Below are 24,651 nucleotides of genomic sequence, written 5' to 3'. Positions count from 1 at the left end.
ACCGCAATCCAGACGAGAGGACAAAAGACGATGGCATACGACGCTCAGACTCTCCATGACCAGTTCGGACACTGGGGTGAACACCCCGAGCATCCGCTTTCCGACTGGCGGCATGAAATTGCGGACGACAACACGCGACTCGGATATTGGGACTGGGTAGGCTCACGCCTCGAAGAAGGACGAGAGCGCGAACCGCTTTCTCTCGACACCATGACCAGCGAGGATGCTGATCGTCTGCTTGGACTCGCGGATCAGTTTCTCGAGGACTGGGCGAACGACGCCATTGACAAAGGCTCCCCTGATTCTGAATACGAGCTCCGCAACCAGGAGTGGGAGATGGCGCGGCCCCTGTTTGTCGCGTCGCCCACCATGATGCACGGGCTTCAGGCCATCGTGGAGCTTGGCAGGCGCGGTGATGCGTTGAGCGCGCGGCTCTGCTCCCAATTGGCCGGCATCATCCTCACCTCCATCCATCGCGACGAGTAATCGCGTCCCACACCAACCAGGAGTGCTCCGATGCAGATATCCGTCACGTCATGCCGGTTCTGCGCAGCGACTCCAGTCACCAAGACGTACCTCGCCGCGCCACAGCCCGTATCCCTCGGCAAGCTGACCATCCTGGTTGCCGACATCGAATGGGACGCATGCGGCGCCTGTGCAGATCTGATCGATCGGGCACGTTGGGACGAACTGAATCAGCATGTTTTCCAAGCCCGGCTGAATGGGCTCAAGGCCAAGGGAACAATTTTAGATTTCGAACAGCAGGACCGGCTCAGGCGAAGCATCATCGAGGCTCACCAGGTGATGCGTGAAGCCATGGGAAGAACGGCCTAGCGTAATGAAGGGCCCATTCCTAAACGACTTTGCAAAGGAGCGAGAAGATGAGCGACCTATCTCCTGCCACAGTTGCCGGGGGTCATGAACAGCAGAGATATCCAAAGTTCTGGTCCGACGATTTCGACCTGGACTTGTTGAAAGTGTGGCCGGATCTGCCAGAAAAACTCGGCCCCGCCGCCGACGTGGTTCTCTGGACGGTCGGGAGTGAAACCTATGGCCGCCTCAACCACCCGTCCGTCTGGAACACACATGGCGCGTATCTCTGGTTCGAAAAGCCAAATCTCCCGCGCGATCCGGACGGATGGTTCCGATTTCAAGGGTGTGTCGCAAACTCGCCAGAAATCGAATGCACCTGGCTCGAATGGCTGCGCAGCTGGTGGCCCCATCACCACGGGTTTCTACTGTCCGGCCAGTACTTCGACGCCTGCGTTGAGGAATACTTCTGGCAGATCATGGAGCACATTCGTGGACACGATCGAGGCGCGAGCGCAGAGTTCGCCTATGTCATGTCCCTGGGCGAAATTCTGGCCATGAATCGCCGCTTCGTTCGTCTGCTCGAAGCCTATCGCCTGGGCCGCGAGGACTTCCCCTACTTTGCTCCTCGCTATCGATAGCTGAAACGCCGCTCCCGATCCCTTCTCTATGGAGACACCCATGGCGGATGAACCGCAAAAATTCCGGAATTATTATCGCTGCCCGCATGATGGCACGGAGTGGTCGGACAGATGGTCGTGCATGTGTAACGACCGGTGTCCGGTGTGTCGTGCCGAGATCGAGCCGTATACATCGGAGGAACTCTGCCTCAGATGTGGCGCAATCGTAGACAACGCTGAAGAGGGCATGTGCCCGGAGTGCGGAGAACCTGTCGCAGACTTCGACGCCCTGCAGGCCGCACTCACCAATCGTCATGAACCTGCAGAGAGCGCCCTTTCCATCGCAACAGAGGCTAGAGCAGAAGCATGGATCGTTCTTGTGCGTCGCGCAGAAAGAGTGACGAACTTCGCTTACGAATTTACCTCGGAAGGGGAAGCCCGCTCCTTTATTGACGCCGCTCCGGCACAAGGCCTCTGGCTGCGGCTCTATCGCGCAACGCTTGCTGGAGAGCGAAAACCATAGCCGCTGCTCGAACCGTGGGGAGAGGAGAACCGTATGGCTCAGTTCCGAGAATTCAATCCCTCAAATCAGCTTGGGACCTGTCTTTACTGCGGACGCCGACTCAACTGGATCAAGAAAGCATTCACGGACGGTCCCCGCGGCGAACTCATTCCGTACGAACAGCGCCCGAATCTGTACGACAAGCCTGGAGATTATGGCGATGGGTTCTTCTGCGGTCTCCGGTGCGGCTATCAGTTTGGAGTCCTTGCGGCCACGCATGGCCATCGCTTCCGAAACAAGAAAACCAACTGATTCCTAGCAACAATCGCCCACACGCGTGACCCGCCAAAGGAGTCTTCTATATGAAGAAGGTGATGTATATCGGTATCGCCCCGGAGTTTGGCAAAGACAGTGTGCGTCGCGTTCGCGAGGAACAGGACCCGCCTCAAGGCACGGTTCTCAACCCGCGCCTCGATCTTCGTCGTCACAGTCCGGACGGTTTTGCGTGGGGCTATGGGGGCAGTGGCCCGGCACAACTGAGCCTGGCAATCCTCGCCGATTTTCTGGGAAATGATCGCCGGGCAGAGCGTCTCTATCAACACTTCAAGTTCGCGGTCATCGGGCGGCTGCCACAGCGCGAAAGATGGATCCTCACCGGGGAAGAAGTTGCCAGCGCCGTGGCAAGGCTCGAGCAGGAGCGGGGCTGGGTCTGGGATGAGACCGCCCGGCAATATCAAGACGAGATCGACTGACCCCGATTTCGGCCAATTCGAACACGTCGCGTCATCTCACCTCATCCTCATGCCTAAAGATCCTCGCAGGAGATAATCCTATGCGCTATTCGTTTACGTTCTACTGGAATGCCCACCGGGATCAGGCTGGCCACCTGATCGGTTTTCTGGAGGGCTATCAGCCGGGCCACCGGTTGGAGATTGCTTACCAGGGGTTCGTTTCCGTGGATGAATCTGAAAGGCCACGTGAACAGGGAGATCTCGTGCGAGTCGCCGATGTCCTGTTCGCGGTCTTCAATGACGATGATCGCGCCCGGCCTGCTATCGCGGTCCCTCGATGAGCGTGGGCAATGTGGTCGAGGTTCAGGGTGTCTGCTTCGCTGTCGCGCCTGTCGGTTTCGAGCGGGTAGAAATCTGGCAGAGCGAAATCGGTCCCAGCGATCGGGGTTGGATCAGTTCCATAGACTGCCCGGAGGTCGTTCGATGAAGATTACAGTAAAAAGTGCGCTGGACATTCCCCTTGCCTCTCGATTCGCAGAACAGATCAGGCCCTTGAATCAGTTCCTGACCAAGGCCTATGGTGTGCGTACAGAGATTCGCTCCCTGGCATTCGAAAGCGCCACCTTGTGTGGTTTCGAAGCGAACACTTATTTCTGGCAGGTCACTGTTACCGCCCAAACATTCCACGAGAGCGCTCTAGGAGAATTCTCCTGTGAGATCACACCTACCGATGCCACCCCCGTATCGGAGTATCTGAAAGCGGCGCTCGGTTGGCTGTATGCGATGGACGATATCGAGCCTGCTTTAGGACAGGAGTTTGGGTTCCATGCTCCCTGGATTGTGATCGAGGACATATGATCATTCACCATCCCGTCCGCATCTGGCGCGCCTTCTGGAATTACTGGTCTGAACTGAAGGATCAACCGATTGCGATCAACCGCTCCGGCGTTTTTCATTCTGCCTGGTGATGGCATGCGCCATCTCGAAACCTCTGTTGACCCTTCGTTTTCGACGGCAGCACTGACGCAGGCGGGCGCAAGGGAGTCCACTCTGCGCCACCAGCAAAGGAGCCCTATGCAATTTGAAGTGATCGGATATGCGGATATTTCAACAGCCTATCTTGAAGAAGGCGACCTTCCGCTGTTGGAATCAGCCCCGAACCATCTGGCGGAACTCGACGACGGCGTGGGAACAATTCTCTGGGTCCCGAGTGAAGCTGACCTGCTTGACGACTTCGTGTCCAAGGCACGGGCACTTGGCATGAGCGAGCGCTTCGTCGAGATCGTCACGGAACTGCACAAGCAGAAGATCGCTTACGTCCGTTTTGACGCCGATGGCGGCGAAGTTGAGGGCCTTGACCACGCAGAAAGCTGATACGCTGCCCAAACACTGCAATCGTGCAGAAATCAATGCAACCGGAAAGGAGTGACATGGTGATTGCGGTCGAAGAAATCGGCGATTGGATAGCATCGCTCCCTAAAGGGACCGAAGTTGCGATAGACGACGGCGGGCTCGCCCTGGTGCACCTTGGCAGCAATGCCTATCTGGAAGTAGGCGGCATCCCCAGTGCAGAAGACGAGGACGAATGCGTCTGAAGTGTTGAGAGGTGACCGGCAACAGACAAACAGAACGACGTACTTTCTCCCGCCCTTGAAAAGACGCTCCCGGCTGCGGTCTCTCGAAGATGATCTCTAAAAAGACACTGTCAAAACGCATTTTGCTGTATCAGAAGGGTAACAAGCACGGCTTCCCTGAACCGTTGTCCCCAAGAGAACGCCCGTGTTGAACTAACTGCTCTGCGATCCCATCTGCAGGAAAACATGTCTTTCAATCTCTCATTCGTTAGCGCGCGTCGCAGCTTTGTTTCTCTCCACGCTTAATCCCTAGACAACCCGAAACAAAGCAAGTGAAAGGAGATCCTGTGTCCGATGTGATGCAATCCTTCATCCGCACTTTTCTTAGTGCGCGGATGGTTTCGACGCCTCTGGTGTCCATACGCACACCCGACCCGGCCGGAACTATCCGGGCTATCAGCGATGCAGTCGATTCAGGCTCGGAAGTTGGCGAAGGTAGCACGCCCCTGGTCAGCTGGGATGTAATGCGCGGGCTGGTCGGCCTGAACAAGGCCGGCAAGATCACGGTGACGAAGGTCCTGACGATCGGGGATTCAACCGCGCTTTCGCAAAAGCCTGCGGATGCCCTCGAATTTGCCGAGGGCCTCGCTGAAGATACTGTGCTCTTTTTCGTCAATGCGCATCGTTTCTACGATGCCCCGGATGTGATGCAGGGGATCTGGAACCTGCGTGATCGTTTCAAAGCTGAAGGCAAAATGCTCGTTTTGTTGACAACTGTTGGCGCGACACTCCCTCCGGAACTGGCCTCCGATATCTTCGTCCTCGACGAGCCTCTGCCCACCCTCGGGGATCTTGAGCGCATCGTGATCGAGACCTGTTCTGCAGCAGATCTGAAGGCGCCGGCGCGGGAGGTGGTGATGCGTGCCACGGATGCGCTGATCGGGCTCTCCAATTTTCCTGCGGAGCAGGCGCTTGCAATGTCCCTCACAAGAAAAGGTCTCGATACCGATGGTCTGTGGGAACGCAAGCGGAAGTTGATTGAGCAGACACCAGGATTGAGCATCTGGCGCGGGAACGAGTCGTTCGACCAGATTGGCGGCGCGGACAATGTCAAAGAGTTTTTGAGCTCAGTGCTCCGAGGCATCGATCCACCGCGCGTGATTGTCTTCCTCGATGAGATAGAGAAAGCTTTCGCAGGCACAGGCACAGATCTCAGCGGCACCAAGACCGAAATGACGGGGACCATGCTGACCTGGATGCAGGATCGCGAGGTCGATGGCTGTCTTTTTCTGGGTCCACCGGGCTGCGCCAAATCGGCGGTCGGCAAAGCTGCCGGAAATCTTGCCGGTATTCTGACGATTGCATTCGATCTCAGCGCGATGCAGAACTCCCTTATCGGAGCCTCCGGAGAGCGTCTGCGGAGTGCGCTGAACATTGTGGATGCCATTTCTCAGGGCCGGGCACTCTTCATTGCAACCTGCAATTCACTGAGCAGTCTCCCCGCTGAACTCCGGCGCCGATTCAAGCTTGGAACCTTCTTCTTCGATCTTCCGACCGCTGCGGAGCGCCGGCTCATCTGGAACATCTATCGCAGTAAATATGGAGTCACTGGCGATTTGCCGGAGGACGAAGGCTGGACAGGCGCAGAAATCAAGGAGTGCTGCCAAAAAGCATACCGCCTGAAAATGACCCTCGGACAGGCTGCTTCTTATATTGTCCCGGTGGCTCGCTCGGCTGCAGAACAAATCCGAAATCTTCGTCTCCAGGCAAGCGGAAAGTATATTTCCGCGTCTGTTCCCGGTGTCTACCAATTCGAAGAATCCATCAATACAAATCTCGCGACGCTGTCACGCCGCAAGATTCGTGAGGAGGCCAGCAGTGCCGTGTAATACGATCCAACGCTCCAAGGTCGAATTTCTCGCTATCAGCACGGAGGTTCGGCTACTGATGGAGGCTCTGCGCTCGCTGGGCTACAACAGTGTCACCTTCGAGAACCAACAGGTCACGTTTCGGACAGCGCGCGGCACTGGCAGCTTTGACAAGACCACGGGAAGGCTTGCCCTTCCCGCATCGTGCGATGTGAATGTCATCAAGCGCGCCTATTCCGAGCAAGTGGTGCAGTCTCAGGCCGCAAAGCATGGATGGAAGATCGCATGGGCCACCAACGCGCAAGGCCGGCGTCAGGCTTCCGTCCAACGACGCGGGTAGACTGAAACGCTTTCCCAGCAGAAAGGAGTCTCAGCCTTATGGATTTCGACACGCTCACCATTGAAATTCTGGAAGACGGCACGATCAAAACTACCTCTGATGTGGTGTCCCCCGCGAATCATGAGAACGCGGAACAGTTCCTCAAAGGAATTGCCCGGCTTGCGGGAGGAGAAACGACGCGCGAAGCGCGCAAAGATGTCAAACATGGGCATGTCCATGTCCACTCCCATGCAAAAGAACATTTGCGCCACGAGAAATAGTGGCAGCGGCACTCCTGCTACGCCTTCGCAGATGCACGCTATCAGCTTCGATTCCATTCAGAAAGGAAAGGTTATGGCTACTCTTGTCTCTGAAAGAATTCGTGTGCCCGATCGGGATCTGAGTCAGATGACTCTTTGCCTCAGGGTGCAGATGGGCTCTTTGGGCAACTCGCGGAAAGTCAGTTCCGCACGCGTCGATGTCGATGCGGACAAGAACCTCATCCGTGTCACCAAGCGTCTCCTCGACGCTCGTGAATTACAGGCGATTTCAAGCTTTGATAACGCGTTGCGCCAGAGTCTATACCAGCTGTGTCTGCCCTATGACATCGGAATCCAGCTTGTTCCATATGAGATGGTCGAAGAAGTCGATGCGAAACTTATGAAGGCGAAGGGTGAGCGCCTGGCGTTGGTGGAAGCGTTCCTAGCCGTCTACCCGAGTCTTTGCCGGCAGATCTCCATGCGGCTGCGGACGCTCTATAACCCCGCCGACTATCCACCGATGGACTATGTGCGCTCCAAATTCACTCTTGACTGGACCTACTGGAAGTTCGGTGTTCCGGCTGAATTGAGCGAGATTTCCCCTCGTATCTTCGCGAGTGAGCGGGAAAAAGCAGCCCAGCGCATCGCGGAAGCAACTCTTGAAATCCAACAGATCCTTCGCACGACCCTGGCACAAATGGTGGATCGGCTGCGTGAGCGCCTCAGCGAGGATGAGAGTGGGCGACCAAAGCAACTGCGCGATTCCGCAGTAGAGAAGCTCAAGGAATTTCTTGCGACTTTCGATATCCGTAACGTCACGGACGATCGTGAACTGGCGCGGGAGGTCAGCAAGGCCCGTCAGTTGCTCGATGGCGTCAGCGCCGATACGATCCGCGACACAGATACCCTGCGTGATCGCATTCGAAGTGGCATGGAGGAAATTGGAGAACGCCTCGACAGCATGATCGTCGAACGCCCAAAGAGGAAGTTCCGCTTTCCTGTCGAGTAAACGTACCGAAATCTGAACGATCCAAGGGAGGTTCCGATGCGTATTCGTTGCATTCTCTTAGGCTGCCGTATATATGACCAGCCGGCTTGCGGTCGTTGCATGGCTGGGATCTACGATGCCGACTTCATTCAGATGGGGCATCTCGAACCGTTGACCGATCGCATCGCCAGGATCCGCGGATGGTTTCGCACAGATAATGCCCGCTGTGCCGAATGCCGTCGTCTGCTCTCTCTTCCTCGAATGTTCAGCGAATCGAAACGGAACGGGGAGTTCTGGAGCTGCAATTCAGCGAAGTTCTGTTCGGACGAGTGCCGCGACCAGTGGCTCCCGTTTTGAGGAAACATAGGGCGCGACGGGGGATGAGGAATCGAACCGGGAAAGGAGACGCGATGCCACGCAAGCGGGTTCCGGAGAACTCCGTTGCCCCATTCTATGGAGAGCAGACGGGCGCTGAACGAACACTGCAGGAGGGACGGCTTGACGCCGCTCCCCAAGCGGCCGTCGATGAGAAGCGCCGGGCGCTGCTCCATCGGATCAACACGGATCCCAAAGAACGAGAGGATCTCGAATCACGGTATGGCAAAGTGTGGAACACGCAGGAACTGGCAGGTCCTTGGTTTCGCGGCGCCCTTCGTAGTCGTGCGTCGTAGAACGGATGGACAAAAAGGAAGCCTCGAGTTCCAGCACTTACCGCGCTTCTATTTCAACTTTGTCGGCGATCGCTAAACAGGAGCGTGGCGTCAAGCGGCGCTCCATACCGGTGAAGGAGAAAAAGATGAAGCCAACCTTACGGGAGTACGGCGACCTCGATCGCCATGAGATGTCACAGGGGATACTCCTGGCAAGTTGTGAAGGCTGGTCGCTCAGCAACCATAGCGAAGGCTACGAACCTGCGGGCAGTGTTGCCCGTTACACGCCTGAGCGTTGGCGAGTGACCAGATACGATGCGCGATCGAACACGACATATGGCAGGTCTTTCCTTACACACCAAGCTGCCGCTGCCTATTTTGACGAACGCGTAGCGCTTGTCCGGCAAGCCTAAAGCGCTTCAGTTCAGCGCTCGTTGTGAGCGGCTCGCAGAACAGTCCCCACTTTTCCAATGACCAGGAGCAAGCATGGACAAGCACTTGATGGAGGTTCTCTGGGAGTTGCTCGCGAGCGAAGATGCGACCGGACGCCCAGATGACCGCACGGTCGTTGCTGCCGAACCCGTCCGCCTTATCCGTAGCTATCTGCGCACGCATCCCTCGCCGTCTGTTGGCACACAGAAGCCATGGCATCTCGAATCGTCGGCTGACGGAACTATTCATCTGGTGCTGACGTCGCCTGCTGCCGTCGCGGTCGCAACTGCGCTGGAGAAAGGCGCTACCGGGAGGCAGAGGCTACGCTTTGTCGCTCCTCTCGTCACGGCTCTACGCAAGCTTCGTGCGACTGGCGAATAAATTTCCCATCGCCGCGCAGCCCTGGGGCGAAGCAGCAACGTGCTTTTCAGATGCCTCGTACCGTCCCGTGTTCCAACACTGCACCGCCTGCTGGTGGGGTTTGCGAGAAGCGTGGTTCCCAATGCAAACCCCGGAAGGAAAGCAAATGAAGCAGCAACTCCGTGCAGTTTTACAGACACCAGGATCATCCACGGAATCCCGAGTCAGCAACCTCGTCGGCCTGTTTCGCGGCATGGCGATGCTGGCCGGTTGTCGTGCATGTCTGGACTTGCACTACGGATCGATGACCATCCTGTGGATCGATTCCGGAGGCCAGTTCCTTGATCTCATTGCTTCGGGCGACTTCCCGGCCCGAGGTCCGAAGGATAGCCATAATCGCGAATTTCAGAAGGTCTTCTCCCTCTGCCAGAATATGCGGTTACTCGCACAGCAATGGCGTGAATGCATTGCCGAGGATGGATCGCTCCTCTTTTCGATTCGCGACGGCGGAGACAAGAGGAAGCGATAGACAGATGAGCTACTACGACGAATACATCTCTTGTCCCCAATGCGCAGGCGCGACCACGGCGACCTTTGATAGTCACGGTCATTCCCGTGAGATTTACTGCGCTCACTGCGGGTATTCGGAATATCGCGGTCCCAGCTATGACGAGCACGGCTTCCCTGAGCCAGGATCGCGCGTGCTGGAAACGCATCCCGGATACGGAGCCTTCTGCTTCACCAGTGAACAAACCAAGGGCGTCACGACTATCCGTCAGTTCAAGACCGGGCGGGACATCGAAGACGCGCGGCGTCTTATCGAAGAGCGGCGACGCGATTTCATCTGGCATCGCCTCACAGTTTGGGACAGTGCCCAGTCCAAGGTAGTCGTGCTTGATGAGTCTCTTGTCGATGGCGCGACGATTCCGCGAGAATTCCGCGGGTTGTCCGTTCAAGAGTTGGAAGATGGCGCAGAAACGAAGGACTGATGCCTGTCCGGGTTGCTATAGGGAGGTCCACTCGAAAGGTCATACTTAGGGGATGAACTGCGGCCCGTCGCGTTCTAAGATGGTTGTGTCGAGTCATTCACTCAGCGCCAGATTCACCGTTTATGGTTCAACCGGGCCCACTGAGGGTTGGGTAACGACAGGAGATGGTTCCTCCATGCGATGGAGCTTGCTGACTGCAATTTACTTTGTCCTGGCACTGGCGATCGCAGGCTGCAGCGGGGCAACGCTCGCCACTCTCGGGTACTTTCATCAGTTGATGCGCACAACCGACATTCCCTTGCCGGGTCTGCAGTGGCCGGTCGTGTTTCTGGCAGGATTTGGAATGATCGCCGTCGGTGTTGGTCTTCTCTTGTTGTTCGATACAACGTTGAGATCACACTCGCACTCTTTCGCGCGTCTGGCTATCGCGCTCGTCTTGAGCCTGGCTCTGGCCTACCTGGCTGGCAGGATGATGGCTTTCGTACATGGGCCGGCGAGCAGACTCGCGATCGTTCACGTTAAGCTCGACCCAGAGCTAGACGTGGTGCTCTTCTACCAGACTTCCTTCGGAGACTATGTTGGGATCGGGTTAGATCCGACCACCCATCGGCTCGGACGCATGATGTATGAATTTCCTGGCCCGCTCAAAAACATTCCATATCAGGGAAAGGTTCGCTACATCACCTACGCCCAGGTCAGGTAGTGGCATAGCGAGCCTTTGATCGCGAGCTTATTCAAGCGACTGAGCATCACCAGACGCAAAAGGCTTTTCCCGCAATTTTATTTTCTCCCGCCCAACCAGCAGACATCCATCCCGTCTGCTCTCAGCTCATCCTTCCCCCGAATTCTCAGAGGAGGTTTATGGCTCGTGAATCCGATCCAACGCAATCCCGGATGGTACTGGAATACGAACGATGCTGCCGATCTTGATTTCAATGAGCACGGTCCCGACCGGCCGACGAGTATCCGTTGCTATAACATGCAGGACCATCTCAACCGGGGCGAAACGCGCGACGTACCTGTGGAGGCGCTTACGTTGCTGGCTCCCGGCTTCTTTGGAGAAGCCAGACCGGGCCGTCCGAACGCCCCGATCCGCTGGACCGGAGACAGCCATCGTTATGCGATCTACCGTAACCGTTCCGGCCTGTACAAGAACGGAATCGTCGTGCTCGAAAGGCACGGTGGAGGAATGTTCGGTTATGCCTTTGACAATCTCGTCGCTGGCGAGACCTGGGAGCGCATAACGACAACCTTCACCTCCGAGATGATCTGGAATCTCTGCTACCAGATTGCCACTGCGTACCGTACAGCAAGAGATGTCGAACGACATACCCTCTATCGCGCCTTCCTCGAAGGCCGCATGAAGAAGCGCCGCCGCAACCACACGTTCATCGTCGACCTGATTGCCTGAACGGATTCTTCATCAGGAGACAGGCTCTATCACCATCGTTAAAGTTTCCCGCCGCACCCATGAGTTTGCGAGCGTCGGCCGTAGCGTGGAGACAGGAAGGAACGCTCTCCGAATGGTATATCTGGAACTCTTTCATGGGCGGAGATCTCCCACCGAGAATATGGAAGATTGGGGAGAAGAGGGACCTATCTTCGGCCCTTACCCTTACTTCCACACCACTTATGGTATCGAGATCAAGTTTGCTGACCCAGGACAGGTCCTGTCGATCGACCCAGAGGGTCTCGTGTATTACGACGGAATGTATTACGGGGACTGGAGTGTCTTCTCTGCACACATTCTTGATGGCCGAGATGATCTCAAACGGCGCGTCGTAGGTTTCGACGAAGAGAAAGCCCTTCCGCCTCGCACTTAACTCGTGACACGGAGGTCTGATGGCTTCGAAAGTGCTTTACTGGGGAAACAACGACGCGCATGAATTCTGGGAAAGTGAAGATCACGAACTCCTGATCTTGCGCTGCCATCATGAAAGCTGGTGGAGCGCTCATCGCTCCCAACGTTTCCTCTTCGCCACCTCGTCCGCAGAAGGAGCAGCCAAGCGTTTGAAGGCCGTTCTTTCTTCCGAGAAGGTATGGAAGCAAGCGGGTAGAAACCGATCGTGTTCGTTGTTCGCTCGTAAGGACAAATGATCGCGTCGATAACCTGCATGCTGTGGCATCCTCTGCGTTCCTCCCTGAATTGCTCTTCGACCCCTCCTCAGACTGGAGATGACCTGTCATGCAGAAATCGGAAGCGATTGCGGCGAGCCCACATCCCATCGACTGCTGGCCTCGCAAAATCAGGAACTGGGTATCGAATCGATTTGGCCGAAACTCGCTCTTCGATCAACGGGAGCGTGCGGTCCGCGTTCTCGAAGAGGCCTGCGAGCTTGCGCAGGCGGCAGGGTTGCATCGGAGGGACATCTCGCGGATTGCGACGTATGTCTACCGACGTCCTCCGGGCGAGCTCCGCCAAGAGGCGGCGGGCATCGTGGTCACGCTCTTTGCTTTGGCAACAGCGTATAAGTTTGACCTGATCGCTGAAACCCAGATGGAAATTGACCGTATCCTGCGCGTTCCTGCCACAGTCTCCCGACGGAAGCAGACTCTCAAGGCAATTGCCGGAATCGCACGCATGCCGGACGCTTCATTCCGGCGCTAATAAAAGAATCGGCAACTCGCAGCCTATAACCGGCACGAACGATCTAAGTGAGACTCAGCCCACTACCCCACCTATATGCGTTTCGCTCCCTGTATGCGCATCCTCATAAGATTGTCTGCTCGCCCCCATCCAACGTACCGTCATGCTCGCCTGACCGCGGTGACATCCACTCTGAGTGCGGGCGCAATCCTCTTGTCGCGCTTGTCCACATGCTGACTCAGGCTTTTCTGGACCGCCGCGTCGATTAGGAATTCCTGACAAACGTCCGCATCCTTCGTTCTCTCGCACCGCTCCCACGCGTTCTCGGCCTCAGCCGCGAGTGGAGATGGATTCTTGTGTCCAACGAACTGCCCCTCACAGGAGTTTGTTATGCCTCTCACAGAGTCAGATCTGCGCCAGTTCACCGGCACCGATCACTACTACCGCCATGGCTTCTTTCAAAAGTTCCTCTATAGCGACGGCGTTCGTTACCTGGCGGAAGAGGGAGCTGCGTATTGGCTCCTTGATGCGATTGCGGCAGCACAACTCGGAGAACCGCAGGTGCAACGCGAAGAGTTCCAGACGTGGACGCTGACAGTAGAACCGAACCACCGAGGCCGTCTGACCTGCGATGATGGCAACGGCCGCGTCGTCTATGTCCAGGAACTGAACTTTACGACCTTTCCTCTTCCTACGGTCACGCTCTTCTTCGAGCACGGTGTCCTCTATCTGCCCAGCGAATACTAGCTCACTTCAGGTGCGGCCGGACGTCGGCCTTCTCTGGAATTCGCCCTTTCGTGGCCTGTGCTCATCGTGAAAGCTGCGCCCGCCTGTTTTCTGCTCGGCAGTCTCATGCGAGCATTGCGCGGTCGAATCAGACCTGCGCGCAGAAAGGAACCTGAATCATGCCCTGGATACGAGTGACGGAAGTTGAGAGTTTTCTAAGGGAGAAGGGATTGCTGCGTTCGGCGCAAGCCTGCCCGGATTGCGGGGTCGAGCCCGGACAGATTCACAAGACAGGCTGCGACGTGGAACGCTGCAGCGCTTGTGGCTATCAGCGTCTCATCTGCTCCTGCTCAAACAGCCATCGCCACGATCCCGCGTTTGCGCGTTGGACGGGATACTGGCCTGGTGAGCTTGAAGCAATCTCGCTTGGGGCTGTCGTCCGTTTCGTTCCGGATCCGGCGAACCCCATTCCAGTGGATGCCCTCGGTGAGAGTGTTCCGATGGCGTCGCCTGACCTCATCCCGCACTGCCGGGAGATGTTCTTCATCAAGCCCGGTTCAGAAAGCCAGACTGGAGAAACTGCATCCGTCACCTCCGTAATGCGGCGGACGCGATCAGAGCCGCTTACTTTAGTCGAGCTTCTGCAGATGGCTAATGAAGGATATCCGGAAGGCTTTCTCAGGGCGTATTACAACGGCAAGACCGGGGCGCCAAGACGCGGTCGCGGCGACACGCTTGCCGAATTCATTGTGACGGAACTGCGGGAGACATTTGATGAGGAGGCAAGCTGCGAGGACCAAATTGCAGAAGCGAAGCATGTGCTCAGCAATGCCATCGGATACATCGAGAGTGTCATTGCCGTGCTCGACTTGCATCCGGCAGAGAGGAATAGTCAGGCGGCAACTCCTGAGGATCTTCCGAGCAATTCCTGAGACGGCCAGCATACACCGCGTGAAGACATGCGTAGGCCGGAACGAGCGAGAAGCCGGACACTCCGGCGAAGGTTTAGTGCTGACTCACCAGAGACGGCGTGAGAGTATCCCGCGACCGATTGAACCCAGCTGATAGTTCCTAAAGCAGCCAGCCCCAATTGCTGTTCAGGCCGACAGCGGCAGTCACCGCCCTAACTCCGAAGTTTTCAAGCAGCACATATCTACATCTCACGATGCCGCCCGGAACGGGCGGTTCTCTGTTTTGAGGTCGCTCATGAGTTCCAAGTCTCAGCTATCCCTCTTCGGAGGGGATGAAGACGGTGTTGAGCCGTCTTCCGCGCAGCCCGCCATGCATAGTGCTGTTGCGCCGCCCCTGCGCATTTCGCCCCTGCCTCCTCCGGGGAACTGGATGAAATGCAAAATGGCAGATGATTGCGAATGGGTAGCGTTCCTCAAGAAGCACGGCCGCGTTCCGCAAGTGTCAGACGAAAAGAAGCCTTGGGATTATCCAGGATGGCTCATGTACTATCGCATCCTGCTCGAGGAAAACCTCGAAATTCCTGCGCGCTGGGATTACTGGTTTCGCACGATGATCGCAGGACAACTTCTGGACGAACCAATACCAAAATTGGACTTCACCTGCGGAGGAGAACGCTCGGAAGGATACAAGCAGATCGAGAGCTGGATTCGTCTGATCGATCGCTTCGGTGGTGGTTGGTCCTCGCCAATGACAGTGCTTCTCGATTGGCTTCTCTGGGGATTTGGCCTCAACCCGGAGCAACCTTCTCTCTCCCCGGAACTGCACGAACATCTCTACCGGTCTGTCAATCTGGCGCCGCTGCTCTTAGAGCCTCATGATTACTGGGGAGAATGGATCGCAAACCAGAAAGGCAAATGGAATATTCATGCATTCTTTCCTACGCCCGAGCATGCCGTGGAACTGATGGTACAGATAAATTTCGCGGGCATTGGCTGGAGAGAGGCACGATCATTGACGGTCTGCGATCCATGCATGGGCACCGGAAGAATGCTTCTGTCGAGTGCAGGATATTCGCTGCGACTGTTCGGAATGGACATAGACGCCGAGGTGATCCGCGCGGCCAAGGTCAATGGAATTCTCTACGCACCTTGGCTGGTCAGGCCATTCCCGGAGCATTTTTTCGCCGACCGCGAGACGCCGGAGTAAAGAACGAGCGATGGTTCTCGCTCAGAGTCTATACCCAGTCGTCCTCCCCAGTCAGGCGAATCTCCTCCGCCGCCCAGCGATCCGACAAACACTTGCAGAACACTTCGTCCTCAATAAAGGAGATACTATGCCGTCCAGACCGCCGTCGGGTGTATCCAGCTACGACAATCCTCGGCTCGCCCCTGATTACTTTGATCCCGTCCCGATCTATATTCCCACCAAGCCTTGGATTGATCATCCCTTCCGCATCCTTCCGGGGAGCGCTATCGTCGGTTGTCCGAGACCGGACGACGTACCGCTTACGATGATCTTCTACTATGAGGGAAACCTCTACGGCGACGCTTATTTTTCGCGCTTTGCCCGTCGCTGCCTTCACGCGCATGGCCGGATGGCGCAGAAGTATCCGACCGTTGCTTGCGGCCGGATCGGCATCCGCCACATGATACCCGTCGGCATCTGGCACCCTCGCGAACAGACCGTCGAGGTCACCGACCCCGCTCTGCTTGCCGAGTGGTGTGGCTGGACACTCCCCCTGGATCCGGAGCAACTTACCGCAGAGTAGCGGTTGCCCGTCACCAGGACGTCCCTCCGACGGATTGCGGTCAGCGAGGCCTATGACTTCCTGATTCCTACCGCATTCTTCTGGCCAGTGACAGCTGACGGACGAGAGTACCGCACATCGGTGTGGCAGCTGGCAAGACGAATAGATATCCGTGTTCGCACTATTTCTTGACTGCCGCAACGAAGCAGGCATCCCTTGCCCACCGGCACCACAGTTTTACGGAGGTTGCTTGACATGGATTCTCCTGTCTACCGTCGTGTCTACATCGAGGTTGTCACCCGCGAGGACCTCGCGACCCGCCAGAGCATCGACAATCTCATGTTCGAGTTGTGCGAGGGGTTGGTGGCCCGCACCGCAATTGTTCAGATCCACGTCGTCGACCGCTCCGACGCATTGACGACGATCGCCGCAGGCCGAGATATGATTCCGCCCACTCAAAAGCTGGAATCTCCTTCTCTGCATCCTGCCGGCGATCTTGGCCATAAAGCCAGCCTGCATCTCGCCTGCGCCGCTCTCGACCCCTCAGGGCAATTTCTTGAACCCAGCTGAGACCAGACCAATCGGGCCTGGACTTCTGACACACCTCGTTCCGGAATGCGAAACATCGTCTGGCACGCCACAAAAAGAAGGTTATCTCCAACACTTTTTCGACCGCGGAGGCTCAGCCATGTGCGGACCGAAGCTTTGCCCGGAAGATATTGAGTATTTCAAGGGAAAGATGGTTCCCAACGGCACGCCCGTGCGGTTTCTCTACCACGGGCAATGTCTCAACATACTTACCGGTGAACTGCAGAAAAAGGGTATCAACGTCATCCACCAGAGGCACTACTGGCGCTTCACGAAGGACACTGCGAACGAGATCGTTCAGCATCTCGGAGCGGAAGTGCGCGCGGTCTTCAGCGTGTGATTTCCATCCATCCCTGGAGCGCTCACTCATTCGGAGATGCCATGTCAAGAGCTTTCAAAGAATCCGCGTCCACGGGGATGAAACCGCCTTCCAGAAAGCGCCGCAGCCTGCCAGTACGGCCCCTCTTAACCGATCGTGAAGCGGTACGCGCGGTAATGTCGACAGCGGGATTCGAGAAGATTGAAAAATTGCGCCAGACCTTTGCCTCCGGCGATCAGAATGATGCTTTTTTCTGGCAAGCAGCCCGCGAGCGGATGGTGCAATCCGCGCTTCGGCGCCCGGACAGCGCTGCGCTGCTCATGAAAGCCAAACTCGGAGCGGTGGGAGCCATGCTCGGACTCACGGTCAGACGGATCGACGCATTGCTCGAACAAGTCGACGTTCCTGGTTTCGTGGCTGCTGCTCTCGCGAATCAATCTATTCAGGGATTCCAAGGCGATCCCCGCTTCAGCTCTTTGTGGACGGAGGAGTCGATCCGCGCGAATCCCCAGCTGCGCGTTGAATTCGAGCATGCGATTGTGTTCGGTACGATCAGCGAGGCTGGGGACATTGCCAAAAGCAAATCCTGGGGCGAGCTGATCGCCCTCCGGCCGTTACAGCCGGAGGACGACCTCTATCCGCGAAACATTACCTATCAGCTGAAAGCGACGAGCAAGCTGCGACAGAGATGGGAGTTTCGCGACAATTTTAAGCAGATCCTCGGACCGGAGCGCCGCCTGGTCACCGAAGCGATGCGCTCAACCAAAAGCCGGTTTCTACGTTCCTTGGACAAAAAGGATCTGCGGACGCTCACGCAGCGGCTTGATCTCACGCCGGAGGAATTCTGGCGTACGGTCCGACACGGGGACCGATTGGGCCCGAATGCGATCGACTCGTTTCTTCAGCGATTAGAGGAGCGTACAAAAGGTTATCGACTGCCCTTTCCTCCTTCCGAAGACTCTCTGATGCAGATCCAGCCAGCCCCACCCATCGGAGGAAAGGAAATCGCATGACCATGAAATCGAGCGCTGTCCCTTCCATGAAAACTCACTCGGACCTCGGGGACGCCGAGTGGCATGCCGACCCGGCGCGCCTGAGCTTTCTCGAATTCCGCAGCCGCTGCATCAACGGACGCCGTTCCGTGGACGGCCGCTATCCCGATCTCAACCGGCGTCTCCTGTTGCAGCCATTTTCTTACCAAGTCCGCGAGGAGACGAATCCTTATACGAATGGCGAAGACGCCGATTACGGTCTGTGGTCGAAGGCGCTCGAGACAGGACGCTCTTACCTCGTCGGCGACCAGGTCTCGATGGCGAAGTTCGTGCGGGAGCACACGTCATCCATGACGGACTGGCAGCAAATGGCCTATCGCTGGTGCATGGCCAATCCTTCGCGCGCGCTTGAATTCGAGTCCCAATCCCGGCGCTGGCTCCTTTACAAGATCCGGAAGCGCGGGGAGTACGTCGAAATTGGTTTGCCCTACCACGACTGGGGCGGCGAACGGTACTGGATCACGCGCGACGGGAAGCGCAAGGTCCTTGTCAACGTTGATTGATCTCCGCACGCAGCAAGGGAGGACAGGCAGATCGCCCCGCGTCTGTCGCATGCAGCCATGGTTAGAAAGAAATCCTTTATGAATTACGCATATGGGAATATCTACGTCGCAACTCCAGCACAGTTCTTTGTCGGAGACGAAAATCCTCCAGAGAACTGGCAGGAGTGCAAATGCTGCGGTGCCTATCACCCAGCGAATTATTTCGGCGAATGTCGTGACGACCGTTATCGCTGGCCTTCACGGTTCACTGGAGGCATATAACCAGGCCGTTTGTTTTTACCGTCCCCGATGACGATACCCACGGTCCTGCGCGCAGCGACGGTCTCCATCTGCCTTACCTGTTCTTCCGCGCGCCGCAGCGCGCCAGTTCCGATTTTCTCCAAACAGACGGGTAGTGCCGCCGGACTGCCCTCATAAGAACGAAAGGACTCTGTATGGAAACACCTCTCATTGTTTCCGAGGCCGCGGTGTGCGATTTCTGCAGCGCCGCGCCTGGCGTCAAGAGTTACGAAGCCGCTCCCGTCCGGGTCGAGCTGTCGAAAGCCATCATCCATGTCTTCGATTCGCAGTGGACAGCCTGCTCCGAATGTGCACACTTCATTGAGGAGGGCCTCTGGGACGAACTCACGGAGCGCGCCCTCCATATCTGGCGCGCTAGTGCGGAGAGCACAGGAGCTAAGATCGGAGCAGACGATCTCAGGAACATCCGCGAAGAGATGACTCGCATGCACGGAGGCTTCCGCGAAGCCCATGCGAAGGTGACGCAGCCATGAGCACCCGAGGAGCCGTCGCCGTCGGCACACTTGATCGCTGGCGCGGCGTCTATAACCACTCCGATTCCTGCCCCACGGGCTTGGGTCGGGAGTTATATGAGTATCTGGGCCGGACAATGCTTTTGGGCAAGACGCTGGAAGAGATCGGACGCGACATCCTTCTCTTCGATGATTGGCGAAACTATCTCAAGGGCGGCATCTGCGAGTACTGCGGCAGGATGACCGGACAACCACACTCGATCAGCGGTGCAATGATGATGGGCCGGCGCCGCCGCCGCAAATATCCCGATCCAAAAGCGAAGTATCACAGCCATAACTTGCTCGAGGAACTCGATGCGTTGCAGTATACGCACCGTACTGTTGTCGGCTCCGATCTCGAATGGGTCTATGTCATCGATCCAGCAGCAATGGCTGTTCATGTTCTCCAACTGCGCAGCCTAGAGCAGCATGTCGGGGACCTTCGCTTCGATGTTGTTCCCAACTTTATGGTGCTGGAGTGCGGCGAGCACTTTGAACGCTGCAGCCACTATGCCTGGCACCATTTTCCGGAGATCGATCAGTCTGGACCACAGGCGAGGCTGAGCACGAAGCACTATCTCGGTCTGCTCCCCCTGTGGAACCTGGAAGAAGCTTACGCCTTCGAATGGATGGGCAGGCGTTATCGCCGGGGCGGTTCTGGCGTCGACGGGGCCTACGCCCGAAACTTCGGCATCTTCGTTTCTGACCCGAATGCCTGGTACGAACAGGTGATCGACGAGGAAGGTCGTAAACAGTATATGGCCGTGGCCCGGTACGGCAAGCGCGTGCGCGTCCCGTACAACGGCGTCAGCTGGGTCTTTCCTCCTACCCTGGTCGAACCCAAGGAGACATTTCGTCGAAGCCGGCAGCGAAAGTCTCAGTCCACCTGAGCGCTTTCCCGCAGCTCATTGACCGGCAACTTAGCGCAAACTCGCCGAGATCATCGGTCTGACCACGGTGTCGGAGATCGTCTGGGTTCTGCGCGGTCCGCTTTTCGCCTGATCAACGGACGACTTTTCGCGTCCAATAGCCCCCTTCGATGATGGCCCGGCAATCCGGGCCTTTTCTATTGCGGGACACTTCACTTGGAGGCGCGCCTGACGCAAAAGCTGGAGGGCAAGCGATGGTGAAACAAAAAGCATCCGACGAGACATTGTTATCCGGTCTATTTGCGGCACAAGTGGCCTCCGAAATGGAGGCAGAGGCGGAGGCACGGAGGATTGCTGCAGAAGCAGCGCGGGATCACCTTGCGGAACGGTTAGTGACTGACGGTATTTTCCCGAATCTTTACCAGGTGGAACATGACGGCGCGATCGCCGCATGGAGAACCGACCAGCCATACCCGGCCCCATGGAACCTTCCATCGCGTCTCTTCCGCTTTCCGGCATATACCGAGCGCGGTCCCGATGGAATACGCCGCATTGCAGTCTTGCATCCGCTGCTTTTGGACCATCCGCTCATCGTGAGTATGCTCGCGCGGGGCTATGAACTTTCGAGCGCCGATGCCTGTGTCAATGAGCATGGTGTCTCGATCGCCCGCATCCATCCGGGAACGTGGTGGCATGCCGTCGATCTCATCCACTCCCATCCACGGCAACTGCTTGAGACGCGCCGCTTCACGACCGATGCCGATCTGGCCGCAGCTGTCAGCTATCGCTGCTCCTATCCGCACGAAAAGGGGCCATTGACGAGCCTGCTTCGCGAAGTGCGAGAGGTCATGTCGGCACTCGATGCACCCGAGCCACACGATGATGCGGCCAACGTCCTCGCGCTCTTTGATAAGCCTGTGGCATGTCAGAGCGACGGAAGCGGGAAGAGGACGAGGGAGCGATGGCCCATCAATGCCTCGCGTTGCCATGCCAACCGTGCGCATCTCGCCTGGGGGTACATCCATGGGATCGAGAATGGTTGGTTCGAGAACGAGAATGGTTATCTCCACTGGAGCAAGAAGGGACGAACGTGCTGGACACAAGTGCGTCCTTGCCCAGGTCCGGACGCGTGGCAGGAATGAGGCGCAGGTCCTTCCACCTCGCCGGCTTCCTTCATAAGCGGTCTCTCTTCAATGCCAATTTGGACTCCGCGCTTCGCGGCCAACTTCCCGAAAGCTTCGGGCAAGGAGATAAGCCATGCAATTCATATTTGACGACGGTGGGAGAGCTGTCGCCGGATATCGCGGGCGTGCCGGGGATTGTGTAACCCGCGCGATCGCCATCGCGACGGCGAAGCCCTACCAGGAAGTTCATGATGCCCTGAACCGCCTCACTGTGAAGGAGCGTCTGGGAAGACGCAAACGAACCAAGTCCAACAGCGAATCCGGCGTCTATCGCCGAACATACCAGCGATACCTTGCCATGCTTGGCTGGCAATGGGTTCCAACCATGAAAGTCGGATCGGGCTGCCAAGTGCATCTGCGGGCCTCTGAGCTGCCTCCGGGCCGTCTGATCGTCAAGGTCTCCCGCCACCTCACAGTTGTGATCGATGGCGTCCTGCACGACACCCATGACTGCTCACGCGCCGGAAGTCGATGTGTCTACGGATATTTCCGCAAATTCCCGACTATCGCTCAATAGCCTCACAGACGCGCTGCTCGCGGCCATGCCGCGCCACGAGAACACCGGGCGAACAACATTCGAGTGCATGGTCTCATGACTGGATGTTCATCCGTGTGCGCTTGTCTCCTTCCAATAGCCGCAACGCGCCCTCCAGAGCAGACATCAGGATTTTGTCCGACCGCTGCTGCTCCTCAATCTTTCGGACGGCATGCATGACCGTCGTATGATGCCTTCCGCCAAAATAGCGTCCCAGCTGCGGAAAGGATGCTCCGGTGAGCTGACGCGCGAGATACATGGCAGCCTGCCGGGAGCGCACCACCGGATCCGATCTTCCGTGTCTTCTGAGCTGTTCCACCGTCACGCCGAACTGAAGCGCAACCGCGCGCTGCACGGCTTCGATGGTGGTTCTACCCATGGAGCTCTTCAAAGCGTATATCAGCTGACTCCTCGATCGAACTGCTTCTTCCTCTCCGATGATTCTGCCAGAAGTTACTCGATGTCTGAAAATGACGCGGCTGCGCATCGGAAAGCCGCACACCTCGAAAGATTCCCGTCTCAGTCCATCAGACCGGGGCTCACTGCCCCGCGACATCCGGAGGAGATACTATGAACACTCCTGCATTCAAGCATCTAGGTTCCCTGATTACAGTCGAGCAAGACGGGCAGGAGACCCTGCTTGGCTATCTCTTCGATGCCCCCGGTCATGGCATCTACGATGCCCAATTCGGGAGGATCGACATTACCTCCCAGCATGCGAAAACCCATAATCAGCTTCTGGATCGGGCTCTCATCCGAGGCCTGGAAGAGAACTGCCCTGTCGGTTTCGGTGGCATCTTCTATTGTTCCAGGAATGCCGGCAAGACGGAAGTCAGGACCTGGCTTGGAACCGTCGTCTCCGAGCGTGCCGTGCTCCGCGGAAATGTTCTGACATTTCACCGCAACGGCATGACGTTTCGCGGCAGGATCCGAAAGAACGATGACTGTTTTCGCTTCCGGCGCGTAGCGTGAGAATCGGCGGGCGAGGAAAACGAATGTACTCGTGTGATCATCCGGATCTGGCATGGATAAGGAGTGAACTCCGCAACAACCTCAGTGCGCGATATCGAGGTCCCATCCTGGACGCCTTCATTGTGGGTTCTGAGGCGAGAGGCAATGCCCATGCGGGCTCTGATCTCGACATCGCTGTCGTTATTCCCAAACGACGACGATTCACTTCGCTTCAGTTTTCGGAACGCTGGCACGCGCTACAAACATGGCCGATTCGGTGGAATGGCCGTACCGTCGACGTTCAATTCTTCTACGCCGACGACCCAGAATTAGAGACCTACGCGAAGATCGAAGTTTCTAAAGATCGCAAGCGTGTTCGACGCACAACTGCATCTGAGGAAACCGCAGAAACGAAACGACCCGGACCTTCGGAACCGCGCATTCGCTAAAACGCGGCATTCCTTGCAGCCGCTGCTCAAACGGATTCCCACAGCTCCAGCACCGTCTCCTCGCCGAACGACCGCGCGGTCTAAAACGCTTTTTGTTCTCAGTCTGCCCTCTCGGCAAGCACATCTGCGACAACGTCTCCTTGCGGAGATGGAGCAGGTCTCTTCGGGGATCCGCCATAACCGCTTGCTTGAGCGAGGTACGGCGTATACCGCCAGTTACTCCAATCCCATCCAGAACCGACCCTAAGGAAAATCGAATGCTCAATATCCTTCCCAGCAGTCCACGGGAGATCGCCAGCTTTCTGCCTATGGCGTACAAACTGCGCCTTCCTGTCTTTCTCTGGGGCAAGCCCGGCGTGGGCAAATCTGAAGTCATTCGTGATTTTGCCCGCGGCGCCGGAATGGACTTGATCGACCTTCGCCTCACGACTCTTGAATCGTGCGATCTTCGCGGACTTCCGCGCATCAACCACCGCACGGGCCAGGTGGAGTGGGTACGTCCTGAATTCCTGCCGGAGATCGATGCCCCGGTGGTCATCTTTCTTGACGAGCTCACCGCGTCCGAGCCACGTCTGCAGGCCTCGGCCTACCAACTCATCCAGGATCGTTGCGTGGGCAAGCACCGTTTACCGCCGAAGGCATGGGTGGCGGGAGCGGGCAATGCGCCCGAGGACGGCGCAATCAGTTATGGGATGGGCTCGGCCCTCTCGGACCGATTCCTTCACCTCAATGCCGTCGCCAGCCTCGAAGACTGGATTGCCTGGGCTCTGACCCATGACATCGCGCCCGAAGTCATCACTTTTCTCCGCATACGACCGGACATGCTGGACAGCTGTGGCGGACAGGAAGGTACTGACCAGTTGGTCCGGCCTTCGCCCCGCTCCTGGGCCAGGGTTTCCAGCATCCTCCGTTGCACGAAGGAACTTCGGCAGCGCACGATGGGCGTGAACGGATATGTGGGAGAAGCAGTCGCGGTGCAGTTCTTCCATACGCTCGAGGAGCTGAGTCATTTACCACCGATCGACCAACTGTTGAGGCAAACTCCGAAACATGCCGCTGGCCTGATCCCTGCGACGCTCCCCAGTCTCTATGGCCTGACCTATTCGCTGGTCCGCTATGCGGAGAAGAGCAAACACTTCGAACAATCGATTGAGCTGCTCGATGCAGTGGCTGGTATTGGCGATGCGTTGCCACGCCGCGAGATTCAGACGCTGGGCATGGAACTGCTGCTCGCAAAAGCGCATCAGACGGGTCTCTTTGCAACTGTCATCAAATCGGAGGCCTACTCCCGTCTTTACAGCGGAAAAGCCCGCGAGCTGGCGCAGTGAGGAAGGC

40 protein-coding genes are annotated in these 24,651 nt (G+C 57.1%); 38 read left to right on the top strand and 2 right to left on the bottom strand.

What is annotated here, in order from left to right:
- Positions 1-30: 30 nt before the first annotated feature.
- The 36 genes from AC5S16_RS14500 to AC5S16_RS14325 all read left to right on the top strand — a co-directional run bounded on the left by AC5S16_RS14500 (position 31) and on the right by AC5S16_RS14325 (position 21,898).
- Complete coding sequence (locus tag AC5S16_RS14500) at positions 31-486, top strand: hypothetical protein (protein ID WP_493930795.1); 456 nt, start codon at positions 31-33, stop codon at positions 484-486.
- Between the two features lie 30 nt (positions 487-516).
- A complete protein-coding gene (locus tag AC5S16_RS14495) occupies positions 517-834 on the top strand; it encodes a hypothetical protein (RefSeq protein WP_493930794.1) in 318 nt (105 codons plus the stop codon).
- A gap of 47 nt (positions 835-881) precedes the next feature.
- Positions 882-1,451, top strand: a complete 570-nt coding sequence (locus tag AC5S16_RS14490) for a hypothetical protein (protein WP_493930793.1) — start codon at positions 882-884, stop codon at positions 1,449-1,451.
- 40 nt (positions 1,452-1,491) lie between these two features.
- Positions 1,492-1,953, top strand: coding sequence for a hypothetical protein (locus tag AC5S16_RS14485; RefSeq protein ID WP_493930792.1), 462 nt, complete (start codon positions 1,492-1,494; stop codon positions 1,951-1,953).
- A gap of 33 nt (positions 1,954-1,986) precedes the next feature.
- Positions 1,987-2,244, top strand: coding sequence for a hypothetical protein (locus tag AC5S16_RS14480; protein ID WP_493930791.1), 258 nt, complete (start codon positions 1,987-1,989; stop codon positions 2,242-2,244).
- 50 nt (positions 2,245-2,294) lie between these two features.
- A complete protein-coding gene (locus AC5S16_RS14475) occupies positions 2,295-2,684 on the top strand; it encodes a DUF6166 domain-containing protein (protein ID WP_493930790.1) in 390 nt (129 codons plus the stop codon).
- Positions 2,685-2,764: 80 nt separating this feature from the next.
- Entirely contained in the window at positions 2,765-3,004 is a 240-nt protein-coding gene (locus AC5S16_RS14470; RefSeq protein WP_493930789.1) for a hypothetical protein, read from the top strand.
- A 142-nt stretch (positions 3,005-3,146) separates the two neighbouring features.
- Positions 3,147-3,521, top strand: coding sequence for a hypothetical protein (locus AC5S16_RS14465; protein WP_493930788.1), 375 nt, complete (start codon positions 3,147-3,149; stop codon positions 3,519-3,521).
- Positions 3,522-3,635: 114 nt separating this feature from the next.
- The gene (locus AC5S16_RS14460; RefSeq protein WP_493930787.1) at positions 3,636-4,037 is read left to right on the top strand and encodes a DUF5983 family protein; all 402 of its coding nucleotides are present in this window, start codon (positions 3,636-3,638) and stop codon (positions 4,035-4,037) included.
- Between the two features lie 35 nt (positions 4,038-4,072).
- Complete coding sequence (locus AC5S16_RS14455; protein WP_493930786.1) at positions 4,073-4,258, top strand: hypothetical protein; 186 nt, start codon at positions 4,073-4,075, stop codon at positions 4,256-4,258.
- Positions 4,259-4,584: 326 nt separating this feature from the next.
- Entirely contained in the window at positions 4,585-6,126 is a 1,542-nt protein-coding gene (locus tag AC5S16_RS14450) for an ATP-binding protein (protein WP_493930785.1), read from the top strand.
- On the top strand, positions 6,116-6,445 hold the full coding sequence (locus AC5S16_RS14445; RefSeq protein WP_493930784.1) for a hypothetical protein: 330 nt from the start codon (positions 6,116-6,118) through the stop codon (positions 6,443-6,445). Before AC5S16_RS14450 ends, AC5S16_RS14445 begins: the two co-directional genes overlap by 11 nt.
- A gap of 38 nt (positions 6,446-6,483) precedes the next feature.
- A complete protein-coding gene (locus AC5S16_RS14440; protein ID WP_493930783.1) occupies positions 6,484-6,705 on the top strand; it encodes a hypothetical protein in 222 nt (73 codons plus the stop codon).
- Positions 6,706-6,778: 73 nt separating this feature from the next.
- Positions 6,779-7,693 (top strand): hypothetical protein, encoded by a 915-nt coding sequence (locus tag AC5S16_RS14435; protein WP_493930782.1) that lies wholly within the window; start codon positions 6,779-6,781, stop codon positions 7,691-7,693.
- A gap of 389 nt (positions 7,694-8,082) precedes the next feature.
- Positions 8,083-8,343, top strand: coding sequence for a hypothetical protein (locus AC5S16_RS14430; RefSeq protein WP_493930781.1), 261 nt, complete (start codon positions 8,083-8,085; stop codon positions 8,341-8,343).
- A 125-nt stretch (positions 8,344-8,468) separates the two neighbouring features.
- Positions 8,469-8,735: a hypothetical protein gene (locus AC5S16_RS14425; RefSeq protein ID WP_493930780.1), complete on the top strand. Its 267-nt coding sequence runs from the start codon at positions 8,469-8,471 to the stop codon at positions 8,733-8,735.
- 73 nt (positions 8,736-8,808) lie between these two features.
- Entirely contained in the window at positions 8,809-9,135 is a 327-nt protein-coding gene (locus AC5S16_RS14420) for a hypothetical protein (RefSeq protein ID WP_493930779.1), read from the top strand.
- A gap of 145 nt (positions 9,136-9,280) precedes the next feature.
- Positions 9,281-9,643, top strand: a complete 363-nt coding sequence (locus AC5S16_RS14415) for a hypothetical protein (protein ID WP_493930778.1) — start codon at positions 9,281-9,283, stop codon at positions 9,641-9,643.
- 4 nt (positions 9,644-9,647) lie between these two features.
- Positions 9,648-10,103 carry a hypothetical protein gene (locus tag AC5S16_RS14410; RefSeq protein ID WP_493930777.1) on the top strand — a complete coding sequence of 152 codons (456 nt, stop codon included), beginning with the start codon at positions 9,648-9,650 and terminating at the stop codon, positions 10,101-10,103.
- 175 nt (positions 10,104-10,278) lie between these two features.
- Entirely contained in the window at positions 10,279-10,806 is a 528-nt protein-coding gene (locus AC5S16_RS14405; protein WP_493930776.1) for a hypothetical protein, read from the top strand.
- 165 nt (positions 10,807-10,971) lie between these two features.
- Positions 10,972-11,514 (top strand): hypothetical protein, encoded by a 543-nt coding sequence (locus AC5S16_RS14400; RefSeq protein ID WP_493930775.1) that lies wholly within the window; start codon positions 10,972-10,974, stop codon positions 11,512-11,514.
- Positions 11,515-11,626: 112 nt separating this feature from the next.
- Positions 11,627-11,926 (top strand): hypothetical protein, encoded by a 300-nt coding sequence (locus tag AC5S16_RS14395; RefSeq protein ID WP_493930774.1) that lies wholly within the window; start codon positions 11,627-11,629, stop codon positions 11,924-11,926.
- A 19-nt stretch (positions 11,927-11,945) separates the two neighbouring features.
- On the top strand, positions 11,946-12,200 hold the full coding sequence (locus tag AC5S16_RS14390) for a hypothetical protein (RefSeq protein ID WP_493930773.1): 255 nt from the start codon (positions 11,946-11,948) through the stop codon (positions 12,198-12,200).
- An 88-nt stretch (positions 12,201-12,288) separates the two neighbouring features.
- A complete protein-coding gene (locus AC5S16_RS14385; RefSeq protein ID WP_493930772.1) occupies positions 12,289-12,711 on the top strand; it encodes a hypothetical protein in 423 nt (140 codons plus the stop codon).
- A 369-nt stretch (positions 12,712-13,080) separates the two neighbouring features.
- Entirely contained in the window at positions 13,081-13,437 is a 357-nt protein-coding gene (locus tag AC5S16_RS14380; protein WP_493930771.1) for a DUF6876 family protein, read from the top strand.
- A gap of 158 nt (positions 13,438-13,595) precedes the next feature.
- Entirely contained in the window at positions 13,596-14,348 is a 753-nt protein-coding gene (locus AC5S16_RS14375) for a hypothetical protein (RefSeq protein WP_493930770.1), read from the top strand.
- Positions 14,349-14,622: 274 nt separating this feature from the next.
- Positions 14,623-15,534, top strand: coding sequence for a hypothetical protein (locus AC5S16_RS14370; protein WP_493930769.1), 912 nt, complete (start codon positions 14,623-14,625; stop codon positions 15,532-15,534).
- Between the two features lie 127 nt (positions 15,535-15,661).
- Positions 15,662-16,096, top strand: coding sequence for a hypothetical protein (locus AC5S16_RS14365; RefSeq protein WP_493930768.1), 435 nt, complete (start codon positions 15,662-15,664; stop codon positions 16,094-16,096).
- 234 nt (positions 16,097-16,330) lie between these two features.
- Complete coding sequence (locus AC5S16_RS14360) at positions 16,331-16,645, top strand: hypothetical protein (protein WP_493930767.1); 315 nt, start codon at positions 16,331-16,333, stop codon at positions 16,643-16,645.
- Positions 16,646-16,763: 118 nt separating this feature from the next.
- The gene (locus AC5S16_RS14355; protein ID WP_493930766.1) at positions 16,764-17,003 is read left to right on the top strand and encodes a hypothetical protein; all 240 of its coding nucleotides are present in this window, start codon (positions 16,764-16,766) and stop codon (positions 17,001-17,003) included.
- A gap of 77 nt (positions 17,004-17,080) precedes the next feature.
- Positions 17,081-17,995, top strand: a complete 915-nt coding sequence (locus AC5S16_RS14350; protein ID WP_493930765.1) for a hypothetical protein — start codon at positions 17,081-17,083, stop codon at positions 17,993-17,995.
- Complete coding sequence (locus tag AC5S16_RS14345) at positions 17,992-18,537, top strand: hypothetical protein (RefSeq protein WP_493930764.1); 546 nt, start codon at positions 17,992-17,994, stop codon at positions 18,535-18,537. Before AC5S16_RS14350 ends, AC5S16_RS14345 begins: the two co-directional genes overlap by 4 nt.
- Before the next feature lie 434 nt (positions 18,538-18,971).
- Positions 18,972-19,310 carry a hypothetical protein gene (locus AC5S16_RS14340; RefSeq protein ID WP_493930763.1) on the top strand — a complete coding sequence of 113 codons (339 nt, stop codon included), beginning with the start codon at positions 18,972-18,974 and terminating at the stop codon, positions 19,308-19,310.
- A complete protein-coding gene (locus AC5S16_RS14335; RefSeq protein WP_493930762.1) occupies positions 19,307-20,218 on the top strand; it encodes a hypothetical protein in 912 nt (303 codons plus the stop codon). The genes AC5S16_RS14340 and AC5S16_RS14335 overlap by 4 nt, the downstream gene beginning before the upstream one ends.
- 233 nt (positions 20,219-20,451) lie before the next feature.
- Positions 20,452-21,339: a hypothetical protein gene (locus tag AC5S16_RS14330; RefSeq protein ID WP_493930761.1), complete on the top strand. Its 888-nt coding sequence runs from the start codon at positions 20,452-20,454 to the stop codon at positions 21,337-21,339.
- A gap of 115 nt (positions 21,340-21,454) precedes the next feature.
- On the top strand, positions 21,455-21,898 hold the full coding sequence (locus AC5S16_RS14325) for a hypothetical protein (protein ID WP_493930760.1): 444 nt from the start codon (positions 21,455-21,457) through the stop codon (positions 21,896-21,898).
- Between the two features lie 73 nt (positions 21,899-21,971).
- On the opposite strand, the gene AC5S16_RS14320 is transcribed toward AC5S16_RS14325, so the two are convergent.
- Positions 21,972-22,295 (bottom strand): helix-turn-helix domain-containing protein, encoded by a 324-nt coding sequence (locus AC5S16_RS14320; protein ID WP_493930759.1) that lies wholly within the window; start codon positions 22,293-22,295, stop codon positions 21,972-21,974.
- Positions 22,296-22,510: 215 nt separating this feature from the next.
- A complete protein-coding gene (locus AC5S16_RS14315) occupies positions 22,511-22,942 on the bottom strand; it encodes a hypothetical protein (RefSeq protein ID WP_493930949.1) in 432 nt (143 codons plus the stop codon).
- On the opposite strand from AC5S16_RS14315, the gene AC5S16_RS14310 reads away from it, so the two are divergent.
- Entirely contained in the window at positions 22,912-23,316 is a 405-nt protein-coding gene (locus AC5S16_RS14310; protein ID WP_493930758.1) for a nucleotidyltransferase domain-containing protein, read from the top strand. The genes AC5S16_RS14315 and AC5S16_RS14310 overlap by 31 nt on opposite strands.
- A 257-nt stretch (positions 23,317-23,573) precedes the next feature.
- A complete protein-coding gene (locus tag AC5S16_RS14305; protein WP_493930757.1) occupies positions 23,574-24,644 on the top strand; it encodes an AAA family ATPase in 1,071 nt (356 codons plus the stop codon).
- Positions 24,645-24,651 lie beyond the last annotated feature (7 nt).

This window comes from Acidobacterium sp. FHG110202_01, from assembly GCF_059115305.1.
Note: the sequence above shows the minus strand (reverse complement) of the source record. Positions and strands in the feature narration are given on the sequence as shown.